Origin of the sequence: Flavobacterium circumlabens, assembly GCF_004345565.1 — a bacterium.
GTDB classification, from domain to species: domain Bacteria; phylum Bacteroidota; class Bacteroidia; order Flavobacteriales; family Flavobacteriaceae; genus Flavobacterium; species Flavobacterium circumlabens.
The window spans coordinates 1-19148 of sequence record NZ_SLWA01000013.1; the positions used below are offsets into that span (position 1 = coordinate 1).

14 protein-coding genes and 1 tRNA gene are annotated in these 19148 nt (G+C 36.2%); 5 read left to right on the plus strand and 10 right to left on the minus strand.

The window, feature by feature from the left end; translation table 11 throughout:
• Positions 1-175: 175 nt before the first annotated feature.
• Positions 176-248, minus strand: a tRNA-Met gene (locus EV142_RS22385).
• Positions 249-396: 148 nt separating this feature from the next.
• Between EV142_RS22385 and era the strand changes: the two genes are divergently transcribed.
• Both era and der read left to right on the plus strand, forming a co-directional pair.
• Entirely contained in the window at positions 397-1278 is an 882-nt protein-coding gene (gene era, locus EV142_RS22390; protein WP_041517423.1) for a GTPase Era, read from the plus strand.
• A 370-nt stretch (positions 1279-1648) separates the two neighbouring features.
• Positions 1649-2959, plus strand: coding sequence for a ribosome biogenesis GTPase Der (gene der, locus EV142_RS22395; RefSeq protein ID WP_132038131.1), 1311 nt, complete (start codon positions 1649-1651; stop codon positions 2957-2959).
• Between the two features lie 79 nt (positions 2960-3038).
• Here der and EV142_RS22400 read toward each other — a convergent pair whose 3' ends face one another.
• Positions 3039-4898, minus strand: coding sequence for a transthyretin-like family protein (locus EV142_RS22400; RefSeq protein WP_132038132.1), 1860 nt, complete (start codon positions 4896-4898; stop codon positions 3039-3041).
• 346 nt (positions 4899-5244) lie between these two features.
• Between EV142_RS22400 and EV142_RS22405 the strand changes: the two genes are divergently transcribed.
• The gene (locus EV142_RS22405; protein ID WP_132038133.1) at positions 5245-8004 is read left to right on the plus strand and encodes an outer membrane beta-barrel protein; all 2760 of its coding nucleotides are present in this window, start codon (positions 5245-5247) and stop codon (positions 8002-8004) included.
• A 4-nt stretch (positions 8005-8008) separates the two neighbouring features.
• Here EV142_RS22405 and EV142_RS22410 read toward each other — a convergent pair whose 3' ends face one another.
• From EV142_RS22410 to EV142_RS22445, 8 genes are all read right to left on the minus strand, one after another.
• Entirely contained in the window at positions 8009-8746 is a 738-nt protein-coding gene (locus tag EV142_RS22410; RefSeq protein ID WP_132038134.1) for a DUF2490 domain-containing protein, read from the minus strand.
• Between the two features lie 186 nt (positions 8747-8932).
• On the minus strand, positions 8933-11479 hold the full coding sequence (locus tag EV142_RS22415; RefSeq protein WP_132038135.1) for a TonB-dependent receptor: 2547 nt from the start codon (positions 11477-11479) through the stop codon (positions 8933-8935).
• A 237-nt stretch (positions 11480-11716) separates the two neighbouring features.
• Complete coding sequence (locus tag EV142_RS22420; protein ID WP_047777994.1) at positions 11717-12130, minus strand: RrF2 family transcriptional regulator; 414 nt, start codon at positions 12128-12130, stop codon at positions 11717-11719.
• Positions 12131-12214: 84 nt separating this feature from the next.
• Positions 12215-13042 carry a TPM domain-containing protein gene (locus EV142_RS22425; RefSeq protein WP_132038136.1) on the minus strand — a complete coding sequence of 276 codons (828 nt, stop codon included), beginning with the start codon at positions 13040-13042 and terminating at the stop codon, positions 12215-12217.
• Between the two features lie 4 nt (positions 13043-13046).
• Positions 13047-13484: a TPM domain-containing protein gene (locus EV142_RS22430; RefSeq protein ID WP_132038137.1), complete on the minus strand. Its 438-nt coding sequence runs from the start codon at positions 13482-13484 to the stop codon at positions 13047-13049.
• Positions 13485-13572: 88 nt separating this feature from the next.
• Positions 13573-14154 (minus strand): LemA family protein, encoded by a 582-nt coding sequence (locus EV142_RS22435; protein ID WP_132038138.1) that lies wholly within the window; start codon positions 14152-14154, stop codon positions 13573-13575.
• A gap of 44 nt (positions 14155-14198) precedes the next feature.
• Positions 14199-14531 (minus strand): MerR family transcriptional regulator, encoded by a 333-nt coding sequence (locus tag EV142_RS22440; RefSeq protein WP_127340335.1) that lies wholly within the window; start codon positions 14529-14531, stop codon positions 14199-14201.
• A 48-nt stretch (positions 14532-14579) separates the two neighbouring features.
• Complete coding sequence (locus tag EV142_RS22445; protein WP_132038139.1) at positions 14580-15557, minus strand: M23 family metallopeptidase; 978 nt, start codon at positions 15555-15557, stop codon at positions 14580-14582.
• 263 nt (positions 15558-15820) lie between these two features.
• Here EV142_RS22445 and alaS point away from each other — a divergent pair, with 263 nt between their 5' ends.
• Both alaS and EV142_RS22455 read left to right on the plus strand, forming a co-directional pair.
• The gene (gene alaS / locus EV142_RS22450; protein ID WP_132038140.1) at positions 15821-18457 is read left to right on the plus strand and encodes an alanine--tRNA ligase; all 2637 of its coding nucleotides are present in this window, start codon (positions 15821-15823) and stop codon (positions 18455-18457) included.
• Between the two features lie 50 nt (positions 18458-18507).
• Positions 18508-19080 (plus strand): hypothetical protein, encoded by a 573-nt coding sequence (locus EV142_RS22455; protein WP_132038141.1) that lies wholly within the window; start codon positions 18508-18510, stop codon positions 19078-19080.
• The last annotated feature ends 68 nt before the right edge of the window (positions 19081-19148 follow it).

Below are 19148 nucleotides of genomic sequence, written 5' to 3' on the forward strand. Positions count from 1 at the left end.
TCACAATCACGAGATTTGATTGGTTCGATTTATCCTGAAAAATTTACGATTTCAGAAAATCAGCTTCGAACCACAAGAGTTAATGAAGTTGTTAGCGTTATCTATCTCATTAACAGTAGAATATCAACAAATAAAAAAGGGACAAAGAAGACTTTTTCTTCTTTGTCCCATGTAGTAGCGGGAACAGGACTCGAACCTGTGACCTTCGGGTTATGAGCCCGACGAGCTGCCTACTGCTCTATCCCGCGATGTTTCGGGTGCAAAGATACGCCGATTTATGAGAAAAACAACGAAAACTTTAAAAAATGTTTTATTTTCTGTATTGAGTTGATATGATTACCTTTGCACCCTAGACCGTAGGTCGAATTGTACGGAGTAAAAATAAATATTACGCAAATGTCACATAAAGCAGGTTTTGTAAACATCATAGGGAATCCAAACGTTGGAAAATCAACATTGATGAACGCCTTTGTTGGAGAAAGATTATCAATCATTACATCAAAAGCACAAACAACACGCCATCGTATTCTTGGAATCGTAAATGGCGAGGATTTTCAACTTATATTATCGGATACTCCCGGGATCATCAAACCGGCTTATGAAATGCAGGAATCGATGATGAACTTCGTGAAATCGGCATTTGAAGATGCTGATATCCTGGTTTACATGGTAGAGATAGGGGAGCAGGACTTAAAAGACGAAGCCTTCTTTAACAAAATTATCCACGCTAAAATTCCGGTTTTATTATTGTTGAATAAAATTGACAATTCAAATCAGGAACAACTGGAAGAGCAGGTTGCTTTTTGGACGGCTAAAGTACCAAACGCAGAGATTTTTCCAATTTCAGCCTTGCAGAATTTTAATGTACCGGAAGTTTTCGGAAGAATCATAGAATTGTTACCGGAATCACCGGCGTATTATCCAAAAGATCAGTTAACAGACAAACCGGAACGTTTTTTCGTAAACGAAACCATCCGTGAGAAAATCTTATTGAATTACAGTAAAGAGATTCCATATGCAGTTGAAATCGTGACTGAAGAATTTTTTGAAGATGAAAATATTATCAGAATCCGTTCAATCATTATGGTAGAACGCGAAACCCAAAAAGGAATCATCATAGGACATAAAGGCGCCGCTTTGAAAAAAGTAGGTACCGAAGCCCGTGCCGATCTGGAAAAATTCTTCGGAAAACAAATCCACATTGAATTGGTTGTAAAAGTGAATAAAAACTGGAGAAGCAACGCGAACATGCTGAAACGATTTGGGTACAATCAATAGTTTTATTTGTTTCAGGTTTCAAGTTGAAATGCGAAATTGTCCCGGTTAAATTGTTTCAGGTTTCAAGTTTTTGAAATGTGAAATGATAAACGAAAAAATTCTTGTAACCTGATGGCCTAGCCCAGATGGAAGCGGCATCCTTTTTCTGGCTTCTTTAGCCAGGAAAAGATAAAGCGGACAGCTGGAAAGAGCTCCTTAAAATAACAGGAAAAATAATAAAAAACTTAGGTACTTAGAAACTTAGCGACTTAGCCACTTTTTTACCTACCTTTGCAAAAAATTAAAATAAAGCATTTTGGATTTATAAGTGATAGAATTTTAGGGAACTAAAAATCTAAAAGCTGTAATCCAAAATCTAAAATTCAAAAAAATGAATAACATTGTTGCGATAGTAGGAAGACCTAATGTAGGGAAATCAACCCTTTTTAATAGGCTGATACAAAGAAGAGAAGCTATTGTAGATTCAGTTTCCGGAGTTACCAGAGACAGAAACTACGGTAAAAGCGAGTGGAACGGAAAAGAGTTTTCTGTAATTGATACCGGCGGATATGTTCGCGGAAGTGATGACGTATTTGAAGGTGAAATCCGTAAACAAGTGGAGCTTGCTATTGATGAAGCAGATGTTATTATTTTTGTGGTAGATGTTGAGGAAGGGATTACACCAATGGATGATGTAGTTGCACGCTTGTTGCGTAAGGTGACGAAACCAGTTTTATTGGCTGTGAACAAGGTAGATAATGCGATGCGTGAGAAAGACGCATTGGAGTTTTACAATCTTGGTTTAGGAGACTATTTTACTTTTGCGAGTATTTCAGGAAGCGGAACCGGAGATTTATTAGATGCTCTAATTGAATCTTTCCCGGTAAAACCGGAGCCTGTTCAGGAAGAAGTAGTTTTACCTCGTTTTGCTGTTGTGGGACGTCCAAATGCCGGAAAATCAAGTTTTATCAATGCATTAATTGGTAAAGAACGTTTTATGGTTACCGATATTGCAGGAACTACACGTGATGCAATTGATACCAAATTTGACCGTTTTGGTTTTGAGTTTAACTTAGTGGATACTGCAGGAATCCGTCGTAAAGCGAAGGTGAAGGAAGATTTAGAATTTTATTCTGTAATGCGTTCGGTTCGTGCGATTGAGCATGCAGATATTTGTATATTGGTTATCGATGCAACCCGTGGATTTGAAGGTCAGGATCAGAGTATTTTCTGGCTGGCAGAGAAAAACCGTAAAGGTGTTGTAATCCTGGTAAACAAATGGGACTTGGTAGAAAAAGATACCATGTCTACACGTGATTACGAAGAAAAAATCAAAAAAGAATTAATGCCTTTTACAGATGTGCCAATTTTGTTCGTCTCAGCTTTGACGAAACAGCGTTTATTGAAAGCACTGGAAGCTACGGTTCAGGTTTTTGAAAGCAGAAAACAAAGAATCCCAACTTCTAAATTCAACGAATTTATGTTGAAAGTGATCGAGGCTTATCCGCCGCCGGCAACAAAAGGAAAGTACGTGAAAATTAAATATTGTATGCAGTTGCCAACATTGACTCCTCAGTTTGTGTTTTTCGCCAATATGCCACAGTACGTTAAGGAACCGTATAAGAGATATCTTGAAAATAAGATTAGAGAAAATTGGGACTTTTCAGGAGTGCCAATCGATATTTATATCAGAGAGAAATAAAATTCTCTTTCAGAAAGATAAAAAGCAACATTTTCAAATTTGAAAATGTTGCTTTTTTGTTTTAGGTCATTCATATCAGTTAACCATTATAAAAGAATAATTGCTCTTCTGGCCAGCTTCCATCAGAATCACCATAATCACCATTGTGTTTTCTGGTAGAGGAATAAAGCCTTACGATGTAAGTACAGCGTGCCATAGTCGGCGGATTGTTAATTTCAGAACTGGCATTGGTTCTTTGATCCACTAGGACAGGATTATCAATTACACCATCATTGATATAGGTTTCGTCAGTATCGCTATTCTTTTTTATTGTTAAAGAGCAGGTCGATAAATAGGGATGGTATAAGGTATATTTCAGATGTATAATTCCGGTAATCGGACTGCAAAGGGTACTGTCTTCCAGTTCTTTAATGGCTAGCTTTTTGTATATCGGATTATTATTAATTACAATAGAATTCAGCGTTTTTCCATCGCCTCCAATCACTCCAAAATCATTACTAGCTTTATTTATTACCTCACGGATTTCAAATCGTATGGCAATTTTTTCCATATCAATTTTGTTTGCATCAGGAACAATTTGCCCTGCATTAAAAATATTCGGAACATTTGGCTCCGTCGTTAACGTAGTGGTATCTAATGAAATTAATGTATCTTCTTCTATAACATTGTACAGCGCTAAATCTGCGGGCGTTAAACCAACGCTAATTAAGGTTCTCTCAATGGCATGATTGACATCAAACCAGCCTTCAGGATCAAAATCACTTTGATCGCTTTCCACAAAAATTTCATTAAGAAGAGGAGCAGGAACGATACGGCTTAATTTAGAAACAGTGCTTTTAACAAACAAGCCAGGGGTCACACCAACAGTTTTAGTAAAATTTGCTTCGGGAAGGCTGGCCGCAGTATTTAAATCGGTTGTATGGCTAACTCTAAAACGATATTCGATTGGATAACCCGAGGCTGATTTTAAAGCTGCCTGTCCCGTTAAACGTATCGTTGAAAATAAAACGTTCTTACCTGAACCGGCAAAACCATTAACATCAAAATCATGAATACCTGTGCCGTAAGAAGAACTGAACGCATTTCCAATTCCTGACCACGCACTGGGAAAAGTTTCTTCGGGACGAGTCACCGCTATTTCTGAACATAAATTGACACATAGGCAGTAGCCCACATTTTTGCGTGCATCTGCTTTGGTTTCGTCAATTAATTTAGTTCCGGCCAATTCGGCTTTAAAGTAAACATCCGGACCACTTTCGAAGGAAAGAAAATTGGGATCGGTTTCTACATTGATCCACGGAGATAAAAAGGTCTTTTTAAAATCTGCAGCCGAATAATCGATTCTAAAATGTCCGTTAGCATCCGTTGTTGCAGCTCCTAAAGTATCATCGGTCAGGAAATCGGCATCCATTGCCGTAACTGTTGCATTGGCGATAGGTTTATTTGTTTTGCAGTTCATCAAATGGCCGCAAATAACCCACGCATCAAAGAAGTGACCTCTAATGTAACACCACCATTTATGAGCAATGGTATAATTCCATCTGGAATTTTGGTCTTGTGCTTGTTTTTCAAGCTCTGATTTCATCGCTAAAGTAGTGATATGAAATTGTACCAGTTCCTCTCTTTTTGGTTTGGGATGTTTTGGCGGAACGGAACCACAGACAAAATCAATATCGAAATCTGAATTCAGGTATCTTTCGTTAATTTCAAACTCAAAATCTCCATTTATATCCGTTGTTTTTTTGTCTATAAGTAATCCTTTTCTTTGTTCTGCTTCTTCTTTGGTAACTACATGAAATGCGTCTTTTGCATTAGCAGGTGAATCTGGTAAACGGGTTTCTTTATACGGCAGGTATAATAAAACGTCAACATTTGATATAAATTCGCGACAGTCTTCGCAAACATATCCCCTTAAGGAACCTTTAAAAATAGTGTTCATAATTATTTGTTTTTAAATTGCCTACTCTAATCAGTTTTCGACTTTTCTGTCATACTCTTTTTAGGATTTTCTGAACGCTCCTTATTTTTTAAATTATTGATAACAAAGGTTCTGTATTTTGATACAATAGAGATCAGGCTAAATACCGTTTTTAATTGGGCAATTTTCCCCTTTTTTTTTTGATTTAAAATATTGTTTTTCAGGTTTTTATATTGAAATTGCCTTGGGTAAAAAAGATTTTCAGCAGAGTTTTTCAAATGTCTTTTCAGAAGGATTAAATAAATGTTAAAGTCATAATTAAACCTTTTCTTTTTTTTGTAGTCTTACTATTCAAATCAATTATCTTATGACCAGACTGTCTTACCTTGTCTTCTTTTTTCTAGCCTGTTTTTCTGCAAGTGCTCAAAATGATATTACTATTAAAGGGACTATAATTGATATCAATACACAATTGCCTCTCGAAATGGCTACCATGTATTTTACGACTGTAAAAGATTCTACTGTACTTGAATATGCTACTACGGATAAGAATGGCGTTTTCAGGATTAATACTAAAAAAATTGAAAAACCAGTTTTCTTAAAAGTGAATTATATGGGATATCAGCCTTTGGTTGAAGAACAAAAGGAACTTTTGGAAAGTAAGGATTTCGGGAAATTATACCTGCTTGAAAGTGTAAATGCCCTGGATAATGTGGTCATCAAAACAGAAGCACCTCCCATTACCATCAAAAAAGATACTTTAGAATTTAATGCCGCTTCCTACAAAGTACGTCCGGATTCTAATGTAGAAACCTTATTGAAACAATTGCCCGGATTTGATGTGGATAACGATGGTAAAATAACCGTAAACGGAAGGGAAGTGACACAGCTTCTGGTGAACGGAAAAACTTTTTTTGATAAAGATGGCGCCATTGCCTTAAAAAATCTGCCTGCGGAAATCATAAAGAAAATTCAGGTTTCGGATTTTAAGACTAAAAAAGAAGAACTCTCTAAACAGGAATCAACTTCAGATTATTCGAGTATTAATATCACTATCGACGAAAAGAAAAATAAAGGATTCTTTGGAAAAATCCTCGGCGGATATGGCTCTGACGATCGTTATGAAAGCAGTCTGATTCTGAACTTCTTTAAAAATAAACAAAAGATAAGTGTTCTGGCCTCCTCTAATAATATCAACTCTACGGGATTTTCGCAGGATGAGGTATTTGATAATATGGGTGGCGGAAGAAATAGTAAGACCAGTTCTAAGGGTTCAGGTTCCGGAAGCGGGAAAGGAATTACGCAATCGAATCTGGCCGGAATTAATTATTCAGATGACTGGACGGAAGATCTGGAATTTATGAGCAGTTATAATTTTTCGAATTCGGTTAATAAAAACGAAAGCAAGTCCAATCAGGTTAGTTTTTTGCCAACAGGAAATATCCTGACGGCTGCAGATTCAAAAACCAGAAATGAAAACACCGGGAATAATGCTAATTTTGAATTAGAATATAAAATCAACCCTACAACCCGACTGGTTGTGGCTCCGAAACTAAATGAATCACATGCTAACAGCAAGTCGTCGTCTTCCACTTTTTCGGAAGATGAAAATGGACAGTCTTTAAACGAAAGTACTGCAGATTCGTACAACGAAAGCTCAAATACCAATTTTTCCAATAGTATTAATTTCAATAAAACTTTTGAAAAAGCAGCACGTAACCTGAGTTTGGTTTTCAACAACAGCAATTCAAGAAGTGATTCAAACGGATTTAATGTTTCTGAGACCATTTTTTATCAGGACAACAAACCCAATGATGAAAGAAACCAGAACAGCAAAAATAACAGCAGTTCAGATTCGTATTCTTTTGATGTGGAATACACAGAACCCGTTACGGATTCGCTCAGAATTAGATTTGGTTCTAATCTGGATTGGGCAAGTAGCGTAAACGATGCTAAAACGTTCAATTTTAACGCAGCAACCGATTCTTATTCGGATTTGAATGAATCGCTGACGAATTATACCACTTCAAGTCAAAATTCGATAAGTCCTAAATTTGGGATTACGTGGCAGAAAAGTAAATTCACCCTGAACATGAATTCGAAAACGTCAATTATTGGTTATGATAATTACTCTTTATACCAAAATAAGGAGACTGATCTGAATAAAAAATATGCTTTGCCTTTTGGAAACCTTCAGCTTCGATATAAATTCAGCCGATCAAAAAACCTGACATTTAGATACGATTATTCGAACGCACTTCCGTCTGCAGTTCAGTTAATGCCGGTGCTGAATCTGACGAATCCGTTAAATACCTTAATTGGTAACCCAGATCTGGATCCGATTGAAAAAAATACGGCCAGTATCGATTTTAAAAATTTCGATTTCCGTACGCGATCCGGTTATAGCTTATATGTAAAGGGGGATTACTACAATAATGATGTAGTTTCTACTTCTATTTACGATGATAGCGGAAAGAGAACAACAACCTATGCCAATATTTCCGGAACTTATATTGCTTCCGTTGGTGCCAATTGGAATCAGTCTGTAAAAAGAGATGCTCACGCTTTGAGATACGGCTTTGGAATCAACGGAAGTTATTCCTTTGATAAAGGATATACAAATGCAGTCATTTATACGGCTAAATCTACAGCAGTAACGCCAAGAGTTTACCTGACTTACGAATACGGAGATTTGCTCACGATTTCGCCATCGTACAGTTTATCTTATAATGAAACCAAATATGAGAACTTTACCAGGGATGCAAGCTCAAATGTAGTACACAGAATCAATTTGCAGACCACTTCGTACTGGCCGGCCAATCTGATTTTTGGAAATGATTTCGGTTACAATTACAATTCAAATATTTCAGGTGATTTCAAGAAAGATTTTTTCTTATGGAATACCAGTTTGTCGTATGGCTTTTTTGATAAAAAAATCTACGCAAAAGTAAAAGTATATGATATTCTGAATCAAAATCAGAGTGCTGTAAGAACCATTTCTGCAACCTCAATTCGGGATGAAGAGAATACCGTTCTAAAAAGATATGTAATGTTTTCCTTGTCTTATAAAATTGGAAATTTTGCCTCGAAAGAAAAAGAATCAAAAAGAAGACAAAGGGAAATGTAAAAATTTAAGCTTTTGTTTTTCGGTTAATCCGATGATATACCGTAAATCGGATAATATCACGATCGTAAAAATCAAGACCGCCTGCACGTCTCTGAAAGCTTTTTAAATAGCCCAGTTCTAATCCGATATTGGGATTGAAATGATAGCGTAAGGCAATGTAAAAGCGGTTTTGATCGAAGGTATTTCTTTTATTGTCTTTCCCGTAATTGAATAAAATTTCATCAGAAATAGTTCCTTTTATGCTGCGTTTGTCTTTTTCCCAAAGAGTAAACATCGACTGTAATCGGTATCTGAATCGAAAGGAAAAAGAATAATCGTCCAGTAGTTCCGTTTTAGTCGCTTTTTGAATAAAACGTTCTTCAAGCTGTAAACGGTTATGGAAAGTGATTTTTGCTTTATCAGTAATAAAGGTAATATCCTGCTGGCCCCGGTATTCCGGAACTGAAAAATTAGGGTCGGTATAAGGATCTTGTGTGTTGACATTAAAATAAGCAAATCCACCACCTAAATCTATTATTTTAGTGGCTCTGTAACGCCCCTGAATACGTATCACAAAAAGATTTTCATGAACAGGATTGACAAAACTGCGATTGTCAAACTCAGAGTGAATGGCCCATTTTTCAGTTAGAGGAAAGATATTGTAGTACCGAATCCAGGTCAGGGTTTGTTGATCCGTCTTTGTCTGAGCCAGCAAAAAGGGACTTGTAAACCCTAAAAGGAATACTATTTGGAGGATTTTCATCTAATCTGTATAAATTCAGGCTGCGAATATAGGCAAACCCGATAGTATTTACAGAAATTAAGATAGGTTTTTAAATTCGTTTTGAAAGCTATTTTGTGATTTTCAATACAGATCTCTTATAAAAAAACGGGATACGTTTTAGATGACGCATCCCGTTAATTGCTATTAACAAAAAAACAAAATTGTTTACAGAGAATATTTTAAAGTGATACCGTAGGTTCTCTGATCGCCTAAAACACCTGCATATTGTCCTGTATTTCCTCCTGCAGGTAATAATTGCTCATAATAATCCTTGTTCAGAAGGTTACGTCCCCAGAACTGAACTGATAATCCCTGAGAAGCACGGAAACCTAAACGCGCATTAAAAAGGGCATATCCCTGAACTACTAAATATTTTGAAGCAGAAGGACTTGATGAAAATTCAGAACGAGCATAAGAATCAACTGCTACGAAAACTTTCCCTGCATTTCCGAAGAATCTTGCATTATCAGAAAGTTCACCGCCTAAAGATCCTGCCCATCTTGATGCACCAGGTAAATTAGTTCCTGAAACGTCTTTAAACGCTACTGAAGCTCCTGTTTCTTCTAAAGGAAGCGGTGCATTGGTAAACTTCACATATGTACCGTCTGTATAAGTTGCGGCTCCATTGATCGTTAAATGCTGGCTCACAACAAAACTCGCATCCAGTTCAACACCTCTTACACGAACTTTATCAGCATTGGCAAGATAACCGCGATTGACACCTAATTCTGCTGCCTGAACGTTAGTTTGGAAATTTTTAATGTCCGTATTAAAGAACGTTAAATTAAAAATTGAGTTTTTAAAAGGAGACGTTTTTACGCCAACTTCATAATGATTTACTTCTTCCGGTTTAATTACGGCAAGTTCCAATAAAGGAGCACCAGCTGAATTGGTTGGAAGTCCCGCTACATTGACACCAACCGGTTTGTAACTTTTTGCAAAAGTAGCATAAGCATTGATTTTGTCTGTAGCTTTAAAAGAAACTGTTAAGTTTCCGGAGAAATCGGTATTGTCTGTATTTGATGCAAAAGCCTGGTCGCTGTACACTTGTTTTTTCAAAGCAAGTAATGCCGGATCTGTTGTTTGTAATCCTCCGTAAGTGGTACGGGTGTAATCTGCATCTTTTTTATCAAAGTTATAACGTAAACCTGGCAGTACATGTAAACGTTCTGTAATAGCCCAGTCCAATTGGCCAAATACGGCTGCACTTGATGCTCTTATACGGGCATCTGTTTTGATTCCGTATCCTTCAAAAAGACCCGGAGTTTTCCATAAATTGCTTGTAGAACTTTGAGAGAATCTCCATTGTGCATTTCCGGATTCTTCCGTACCATTGGTTTGTGAAGTCTGATCAATAAAGAATACACCCACAACGCCGCTCAATTTGGAGCTAAGCTGACCTGCATAACGAACTTCTTGTGTAAATTGTGTCTGTCTTGTAGGGTTTTGAGATAAGGCTAATACCTGCAATCCTGTAAAATCCCTGTCATTTGAAGGATCCCAATTCCAAAAACGCCAGGCCGTAGTAGACGTAAGTGTTCCACTTCCGATTTTAGTATCAATGTTAAGAGAAATACCGCCCATATCCTGTCCGGAACGCCAAGGCGTATCATGATCAATTTTACGGTCAAAAGCATTCTGACTTGGTAATTGGTAATTTAAATCGGCTATAATCGCATTAAATTGACGGTAAGGAGCACGTTGAGTAGGAGCAACACCCGCAACAACCTGTGCATATCCGTCAGGACGCTGTGTTGTAATGTCTGCTGCCAGTATAATATTTGTATTTTCTGTAGGAGTATAAAGTAATTGACCTCTAATTCCCTGATTGTTGAGTGTATTTGTAGCTCTTCCTGTAGCAACATTGTCAATTAGACCATCACGTTGTGTGCCTGAAAAAGACAAACGACCCGCTATTTTTTTACCCAAAGCTCCTGTAACAGATGCTTTTGCCTGTAAAAAAGCATAATTTCCGTAACTCACTTCAAAGTCTGCACCAGAGGTAAAACTTGGTTTGCGTGTCGTAATATTAAAAGCTCCCGAAGTCGTGTTTTTACCAAACAACGATCCTTGTGGTCCGCGCAATACTTCAATTTGTTCTATATCAATAAAATCAAGTGTTGTGGCAGCCGGACGGGCATAATAAACACCGTCAACATAAAAACCAACACCAGGATCGATTCCGTCATTGGTAAGTCCGAAAGGTGAACCTAAACTTCTGATATTGATTCCTGTATTTCTTGGATTTGAAGAGTACAATTGAACAGATGGTACCAGTTCCTTGATACGATTTACGTTGAAAGCACCCGTTTGCTCAGCCTGTTTACCCGTAATAACCGAAACGGCAATTGGCACATCCTGAACTTTTTCGATACGGCGTCTTGAAGAAACGACTACTTCTACCAGTTTATTTTCTTCGTTAAGAGTTACCAGTAAAGGAGTTGCCGGTAAAGAAGAAACATTGTATTCTGCTGTTGTGTAACCTGTGTATTGAATTAAAAGGGTTAAAGGAAGCTTTCCTTGTGTATTGATGCTGAATTTTCCGCTGGCATCTGTAATGGTACTGAAAGTAGTTCCTTTTATTACAACATTGGCAGCTTCTAAAGGGATGTTTTCATTTGTTGTTACTACACCTTCTATGTTTTGAGCGAATGAGATGGAGAATACTAAAAGAGATAATAGGGTAAATATATTTTTTATAGACGTTTTCATTTTATATTAAGTATATGTGATTAGTATAATTTAAATTAAATTTTTTTTACCAACACATACACATTAAAGAAGAATGGTTTTTCACTGTTGTGAATTGACTATTTTGCAAAAGATTTTTCGATACATCTGACAGACTGGAATGTACTTTCATAGGTTAGAATTTTGGAATTGTTTGTTAATTTTTTTTGCAAATATATATAAATTCTATAAATATAGTATAGTTTAGAAAATATTTTTTTATTTCTTCACCAGTGAGGCAATAGTGATCCCTTCCATAGCTTTTAAAGTTTTGTCTCTAATAAGCACTAAACCATGATGCAGGCTACATTCTGACTCAGTTTTACAATCGGAGCAGGGTTCGTAAAAGTTTAACGAAGCACAAGGTAAAAGCGCAATTGCACCGTCAAATAAACGATGAATTTCAGCCAAAGTGATATCATTTTTAGATTTTATCAGATAATATCCGCCAAATTTTCCCTGCTTACTGCTCACAAAACGCCCTCGTTTCAGATCCAGTAAAATCTGCTCTAAAAACTTTTTGGGAATGTTGGCACCATCCGCAATTTCTATTGTTTTAGAAATGTGATTTTCGTCCTGTTCTGCTAAATAAAGTAAGGCTTTAAGGGCATATTTTGCTTTATGTGATAACATCTGTATTGAATTATGAATTATAAATTATGAATTATAAGTTTTGACTGCGACTGTAAACCGTGACTGAATACTGCGACTAAAACCCTACCAGCCTCCGCTAGAGCCTCCACCTGAGAAACCTCCACCGCCAAAACCACCGCCGAAGCCTCCACCGCCACCACCTGATGATCCGCCTCCAAAGCCACCGAATCCGCCACCGCCTCCGCTTCTGCCAAGACTACTTAACAGAATTACATCCATCAGGCTCGGACCTCCGCCATTATTGCCTGAATTTCCTCCTCCGCCACGTTTATTTCGGGACAGTAAAATTAACACAATTACAACAATTATGATAAAGGGCAATATGGGGAAACTTTTTCCTTTGGCTTGTTTTCGCTCTCCTTTGAATTTTCCTTTAAAAACATCGATTATAGCATCAGTTCCTTTGTCCAGTCCGTTGTAAAAACTTCCGGCTTTAAATTCCGGAATAATTATATTTCGAATTATAGTTCCTCCAAGTCCGGCTGTTAAACGATCTTCAACTCCGTAGCCGGGATTGATCGCTATTTTCTTTTCGGCTTTAGCCAATAAAATAATAACCCCGTTGTCTTCTTTTGCTGTTCCTCCAATTCCCCAGGTTTGTCCCCATTTGGTTGCTAACTGGCTGACATCTTCACCCTTTAGGCTCTCAATGGTAATGACAACTATTTGAGTGGTAGTAGAGTCAGAATACCGTATTAGCTTTTCTTCTAATTGTGCTTTTTCCGTTTTACTTAAAACGTTGGCATAGTCATAAACTGACGTCTGAAAACTTGGTTTTTCCGGAATTGTAAATTGTGCAAAAATACAAGTAGAGGTAAAAAAGGCTATAAACAGAAAGGATAATTGAAAAATTCCTTTTGAATTGGATGTTTTGTTTGGGAAAATTTTCATTTATTTAACCTTTTGAGATTTCGTTAGATAATTCGTTTGTATCGCCGTCAGACCAAGGGAAATATTTTTTCAGTTGTTCCCCCGCATTCAGGATGCCGTCAACAATACCTTGTTTAAAATTTCCTGATTTAAATTGTTCCGCCATTGCATCTTTGGTACAATCCCAAAAATCGGTTGCAACAACATCATTTATACCTTTATCGCCGCAAATGGCAAAGGTTTTATCTTCGACAGCAAAATAAAATAAAACCCCGTTTTGTAATTGGGTTTCATCCATTTTTAATTCATGAAAAAGTTCTAAAGCTCTTTCAAACGGAGCTTTAGAACTAGTCTTTTCTATGTGTACTCTAATTTCGCCAGAAGTATTTTTTTCGGCCACGCGAATCGCTTCAACAATTATTAGTTCTTCATCCTTGGTTAAAAAATCTTCTACTTTTGACATTGAAATTATTTTAGAGTTTAGATTTCAGATTTTAGATTTCAGACTGAATCTGAAATCTAAATCGTTAATCAAAAATATTAAATCTTATTTAGAATTTTACTTCAACTGGTTTGTCAGCTCCTGTAACTGCTTCGAAATATGGTTTTTCTTTGTAATCTAAGAACCATTTGTTTGGTATAGAAAGGATATAACCGTTATATTCCTGAACTGTTTCATTGAAACGTGTTCTCGCTGTTAGAATCTGATTTTCCGTGCTGGCTAATTCGTCTTGTAATTTAAGGAAATTTTCGTTTGCCTTTAATGTTGGATATTGCTCTACAGAAACCAATAATCTAGATAAAGAGGAAGAAACTCCACTTTGAGCCTGATTAAATTGTGCTAATTGTTCCGGAGTTACATTACTTGGATCAATTGTTACAGAGGTTGCTTTTGCACGGGCTTCAATAACTGCTGTTAAAGTTGATTTTTCGAAATCAGCAGCACCTTTTACCGTATTTACTAAATTTCCAATAAGATCATTCCTTCTTTGGTATGCCGTTTGTACATTTCCCCATTCTTTATTCACTGCCTGGTTGTATTTTAATCCGGTGTTTTTAATTCCAATCGACCAAAAAGCGATAATAGCAACTAGTACTACAATAATTCCTACGGGGATTAACCATTTTTTCATATTTGTTTGATTTAAGTTGGTTTCTAATTTTAATAATAATTATGTTATAATTCGTTTTTGATTTCTGTTAATTGTGTTTTTATGGACTCTAATTTACGTATTATTTCGAATTTATCTAATGTTTTCTTTTGTCCTTCCTTCAAATGGGTTTTGGCTCCTTCAAGTGTAAAACCACGTTCTTTTACCAAATGATAAATCAACTGTAGATTGGTAATATCATCCGGTGTAAACATCCTGTTGCCTTTTGCATTCTTTTTAGGTTTCAGAATATCGAATTCGCTATCCCAAAATCGTATCAAAGATGCATTGACATTAAAGGCTTTTGCAACTTCGCCAATGCTGAAATATCTTTTATCTTTAGAAAGCTCAATATGCATGATTTATATTTTTCTGTTTTTACTTCAAACTTACTACTTTTTGCAGTGTTAATCTAATGACTGGTTTTCCTGATTGGCCATATGTGAAATGGCAACGTATTCTACTGCCGAAATATTTCCGTAATAAAAATTAAGCGGATTCACTACTTTTCCATCTTTATGCACCTCATAATGACAATGAGGCCCTTCAGAACGTCCCGTGCTTCCAACATAACCAATCACATCGCCTCTTTTTACATGTTGTCCGGGTCTGCAGTTGTATTTGCTTAAATGCGCATACACACTTTCATATCCAAAACCATGCCTGATAACCACATGATTTCCAAAACCTGATGCAGTATTATCAGCTCGTGCCACCACACCATCACCGGTTGCATACACGGGAGAGCCTGTACTGGCTGTGAAATCCATTCCGTTATGCATTTTTCGCACCTTCGTGAAAGGATCAATTCGATATCCGAAACCGGAAGCAACCCGTTTTAAATTTTCATTTCGGACTGGCTGAATGGCAGGAATTGCCAAAAGCAAATTTCCTTTGACACTCGCCAGCTTCAAAATCTCATCCAGTGATTTGGACTGAATGGCCAATTGTTTCGAGAGTCTATCAATCCGTTTGGTCGTATTCAATACCAATTGCGAATTGTTGTATCCCTCTAAATCTTTGTATCTCTTCAGGTCCTTAAAACCTGATTTTCTTATAGAATCGGGAATTGAGGCTTTGTTAAAATAAACCCTGTAAATATTATTGTCCCGGTCTTCTATCGCTTCCGTTACCTCATTAATCTCATCCATTTTTTTATTCAGAATCGAATACTGCAACTTCAAATTTTCAATTTCACGTGACTGCAGACGATCTTTTGGAGTTTCAAAATAAGGAGTGTTAACTAAAAGAACGAAAACTAAAAAGCCAAACAGCGCTGAGGCCAGTAAAAACAACAATGCATAACCGATTTTGATTCTCTTTCTGGTTTTTATTTTTGTATAAGCCAGATTTTCTGAGTCGTAATAATATTTTACTTTCGCCATATTTTAAAATACCCTATTTTTGCAGCTTGTAAAATTGTTAGTCGAACAAATTTAATAAATGTTTCAGTTGTTCGCCGCTTTTTTTCAAGAATTAAAAATAATTAGATAATGTGTCAATTTGATCATTAGATAATGTCATAAAACAGAAATTTATTGTTGTGAACGCTAAGTTTTTATTTAAGAATTATTTAATTATCACATTTTCAAATTAACACATTTTTTAATTTTCAAATTTTCACATTATCATATTTTCTAATTATAACATGAAATCACAAGACGTACGTAAACAATTTCTAGACTTTTTCAAGAGCAACGGACACTTAATCGTTCCATCTGCTCCAATCGTTCTTAAAGACGATCCAACCCTTATGTTCAACAACTCGGGAATGGCCCAGTTTAAAGAATACTTTTTAGGGAACGGAACACCAAAAAGTAAAAGAATAGCCGATACGCAAAAATGTCTTCGTGTTTCAGGAAAACATAACGATCTTGAGGATGTAGGTTTTGATACCTATCACCATACCATGTTTGAAATGCTTGGTAACTGGTCTTTTGGAGATTATTTCAAAAAAGAAGCGATCAATTGGGCTTGGCAATTACTTACAGAAGTTTATAAGATTCCAAAAGAAAATCTTTATGTTTCTGTTTTTGAAGGAAGTAAAGAAGATAATGTGCCTTTCGATCAGGAAGCCTGGGATATCTGGAAAACATTAATCGATGAAGACCGTATTATACTTGGAAATAAAAAAGACAATTTCTGGGAAATGGGAGATCAGGGACCTTGCGGACCTTGTTCTGAAATTCACGTTGATTTACGTTCTGAAGAAGAAAAAGCACAGGTTTCAGGAAAAAGCCTTGTCAATAATGATCACCCGCAGGTAGTTGAAATCTGGAATAATGTATTCATGGAATTCAACCGTAAAGCGGATGGTTCATTAGAGAAACTTCCTGCTCAACACGTTGATACCGGAATGGGATTTGAGCGTTTGTGTATGGCATTACAGGGAAAAACTTCTAATTATGATACCGATGTTTTTACACCTCTTATCGAAAAAGTAGAACAAATTACGGGATTAAAATATACTTCTGATGAAATTAAAAACATCAGCGAAGAACAAAACAAAACCAATATTGCCATTCGTGTAATTGTAGATCACGTTCGTGCGGTAGCGTTTGCAATTGCAGACGGACAATTGCCATCAAACACAGGAGCGGGTTATGTGATTCGCAGAATTTTGCGTCGTGCGATTCGTTACGGATTTACATTTTTAAACACCAAAGAGCCGTTTATCAATAAATTGGTAGAGGTTTTAGCCAATCAGATGGGAGAATTTTTCCCGGAAATAAAAGCACAACAGCAATTGGTTACAAATGTAATCCGTGAAGAAGAAGCTTCTTTTTTAAGAACTTTAGATCAAGGGTTACAGTTGTTGGACAATGTAATTACGCAAACAAAAGGCGCTGAAGTTTCAGGAGCAAAAGCATTTGAATTGTATGATACTTTTGGTTTTCCAAAAGATTTGACTGCCTTGATTTTGAAAGAAAAAAACATGTCTTTAAACGAAGCGGAATTTGATGCATCAATGCAGGAACAAAAAAATCGTTCCCGTGCCGCTTCAGAAGTTTCAACGGAAGACTGGTCGGTTTTAATTCCGGGAAATGTAGAGACTTTTGTGGGTTACGATCAGTTGGACAATGACGTAAAGATTACCAGAATTCGTAAAGTTGACAGTAAAAAAGACGGAATACTGTATCAGATTGTTTTAGACAATACGCCATTCTATCCGGAAGGCGGAGGTCAGGTTGGAGATAAAGGAACGTTGGTTTCTGCCAATGAGACTATCGAAATCATTGACACAAAGAAAGAAAATAACCTGATTCTGCATTTTGCAAAACAATTGCCGGAAAATATTGAAGCTGGTTTTACAGCAAAAGTAAATACCGATTTAAGAGGTTCAACTTCTAAAAATCACTCGGCTACGCATTTAATGCATTTGGCTTTGAGAAACCTTCTAGGTACTCACGTAGAGCAAAAAGGATCCCTGGTAAATCCGAACTATTTACGTTTTGACTTTTCACATTTTTCTAAAGTTTCAGATGAGGAGTTGCATCAGGTTGAAGCAAGTGTAAATGCCCAGATTGAGGCACAATTACAATTGGTAGAACACAGAAATATTCCGATTAAAGAAGCATTGGATAAAGGTGCAATGGCTTTATTTGGAGAGAAATACGGAGATAATGTCCGTATGATTGAATTTGGTGACAGTAAAGAACTTTGCGGCGGAATTCACGTAAAAAACACAGCAGAAATCTGGCATTTCAAAATCATTTCTGAAGGTGCAGTTGCAGCTGGAATTCGTCGTATTGAGGCGATTACAGGTGATGCCGTAAAAGATTTCTATCAAAATCAGGAGAATATTTTAGCTGAAATAAAAGAAACATTAAAAAATCCACAGGATATTTTAAAATCAGTGGCTTCTTTGCAGGATGATAATGCGAAACTGAAAAAACAAATTGAGCAACTGCTTAAGGAAAAAGTTGGAGCCTTAAAAACGGAACTTGAAAGAGATTTTCAGGAAATAAACGGCGTAAATTTCCTTGCCAAACAAGTAGATTTAAGCATGGCTTCGACAAAAGATTTAGCTTCGGCTTTAGGAAGTTCAAAAGCAGATTCGTTTGTGTTCCTGGCTTCAGTAGAAGACGGTTTGCCAAACATTCACTGTTATATTGCTAAAGAATTGGTAGCAGGCAAAAGCTTAAATGCAAATGCTGTGATTAAGGAATTAGGAAAGTATATTGAAGGAAATGGAGGAGGACAACCATTTTTTGCATCAGGAAAAGGTAAAAATGCTAACGGAATTGCTGAAGCTTTAGTTAACGCAGTTGAGTTTATTAAATAAAAGAGTATTTGAAAGCTTTTTCAGGATATTAAATTGAAGACTTAAAAATTATGTATAGAAAAATTAAAGTAATTATTATTTTTTCAATTGTTTTTACATCATTTAGTTATGCTCAAAGATATCAAATATATGAAGGGGGATTTGAAAACATAAGTGATATTAAATCCTTCAACGTAGCGTTTAATTATGAAAATATTCAAGTTCATGGTTTTGAATCAGAAGAAGACTTTTTAAAAGAAAAAATGGAAAAAAGAAAAGCTAATCCTGAAAAAGCTGCAGCTTTCAGACGGGATTGGTTTTCAAATCGGGATCAGTATTATAATCCGGCATTTATAAATTATTTTAATAATTATTTTAAAAAAGGAGAACGTAAAATTGTTGTTGATTCTCCCTATTTAATGAAGGTGAATTTAACCTGGATTTATCCGGGTTATGCATTAGAACCTGCTAAATTGTCTGCAACAATTGAGTTTATCGATACCATTAATTCGAAAAAACTACTTGTAGTTCATTTTGAAAAAGTGATTGGGATGGAGAAAAAAACAATAGAAATCAATGAGTATGAAAGAGTAATTGGTGCATTTGAAAAACTCGCCAAAAACTTAGCCATTCAATTAAAGTAAAGCAACGAAGCTTAAGAAACCTTTGACTCTGCTTACTTTAAAATTTTATTAATATTCAAAAACCCGAC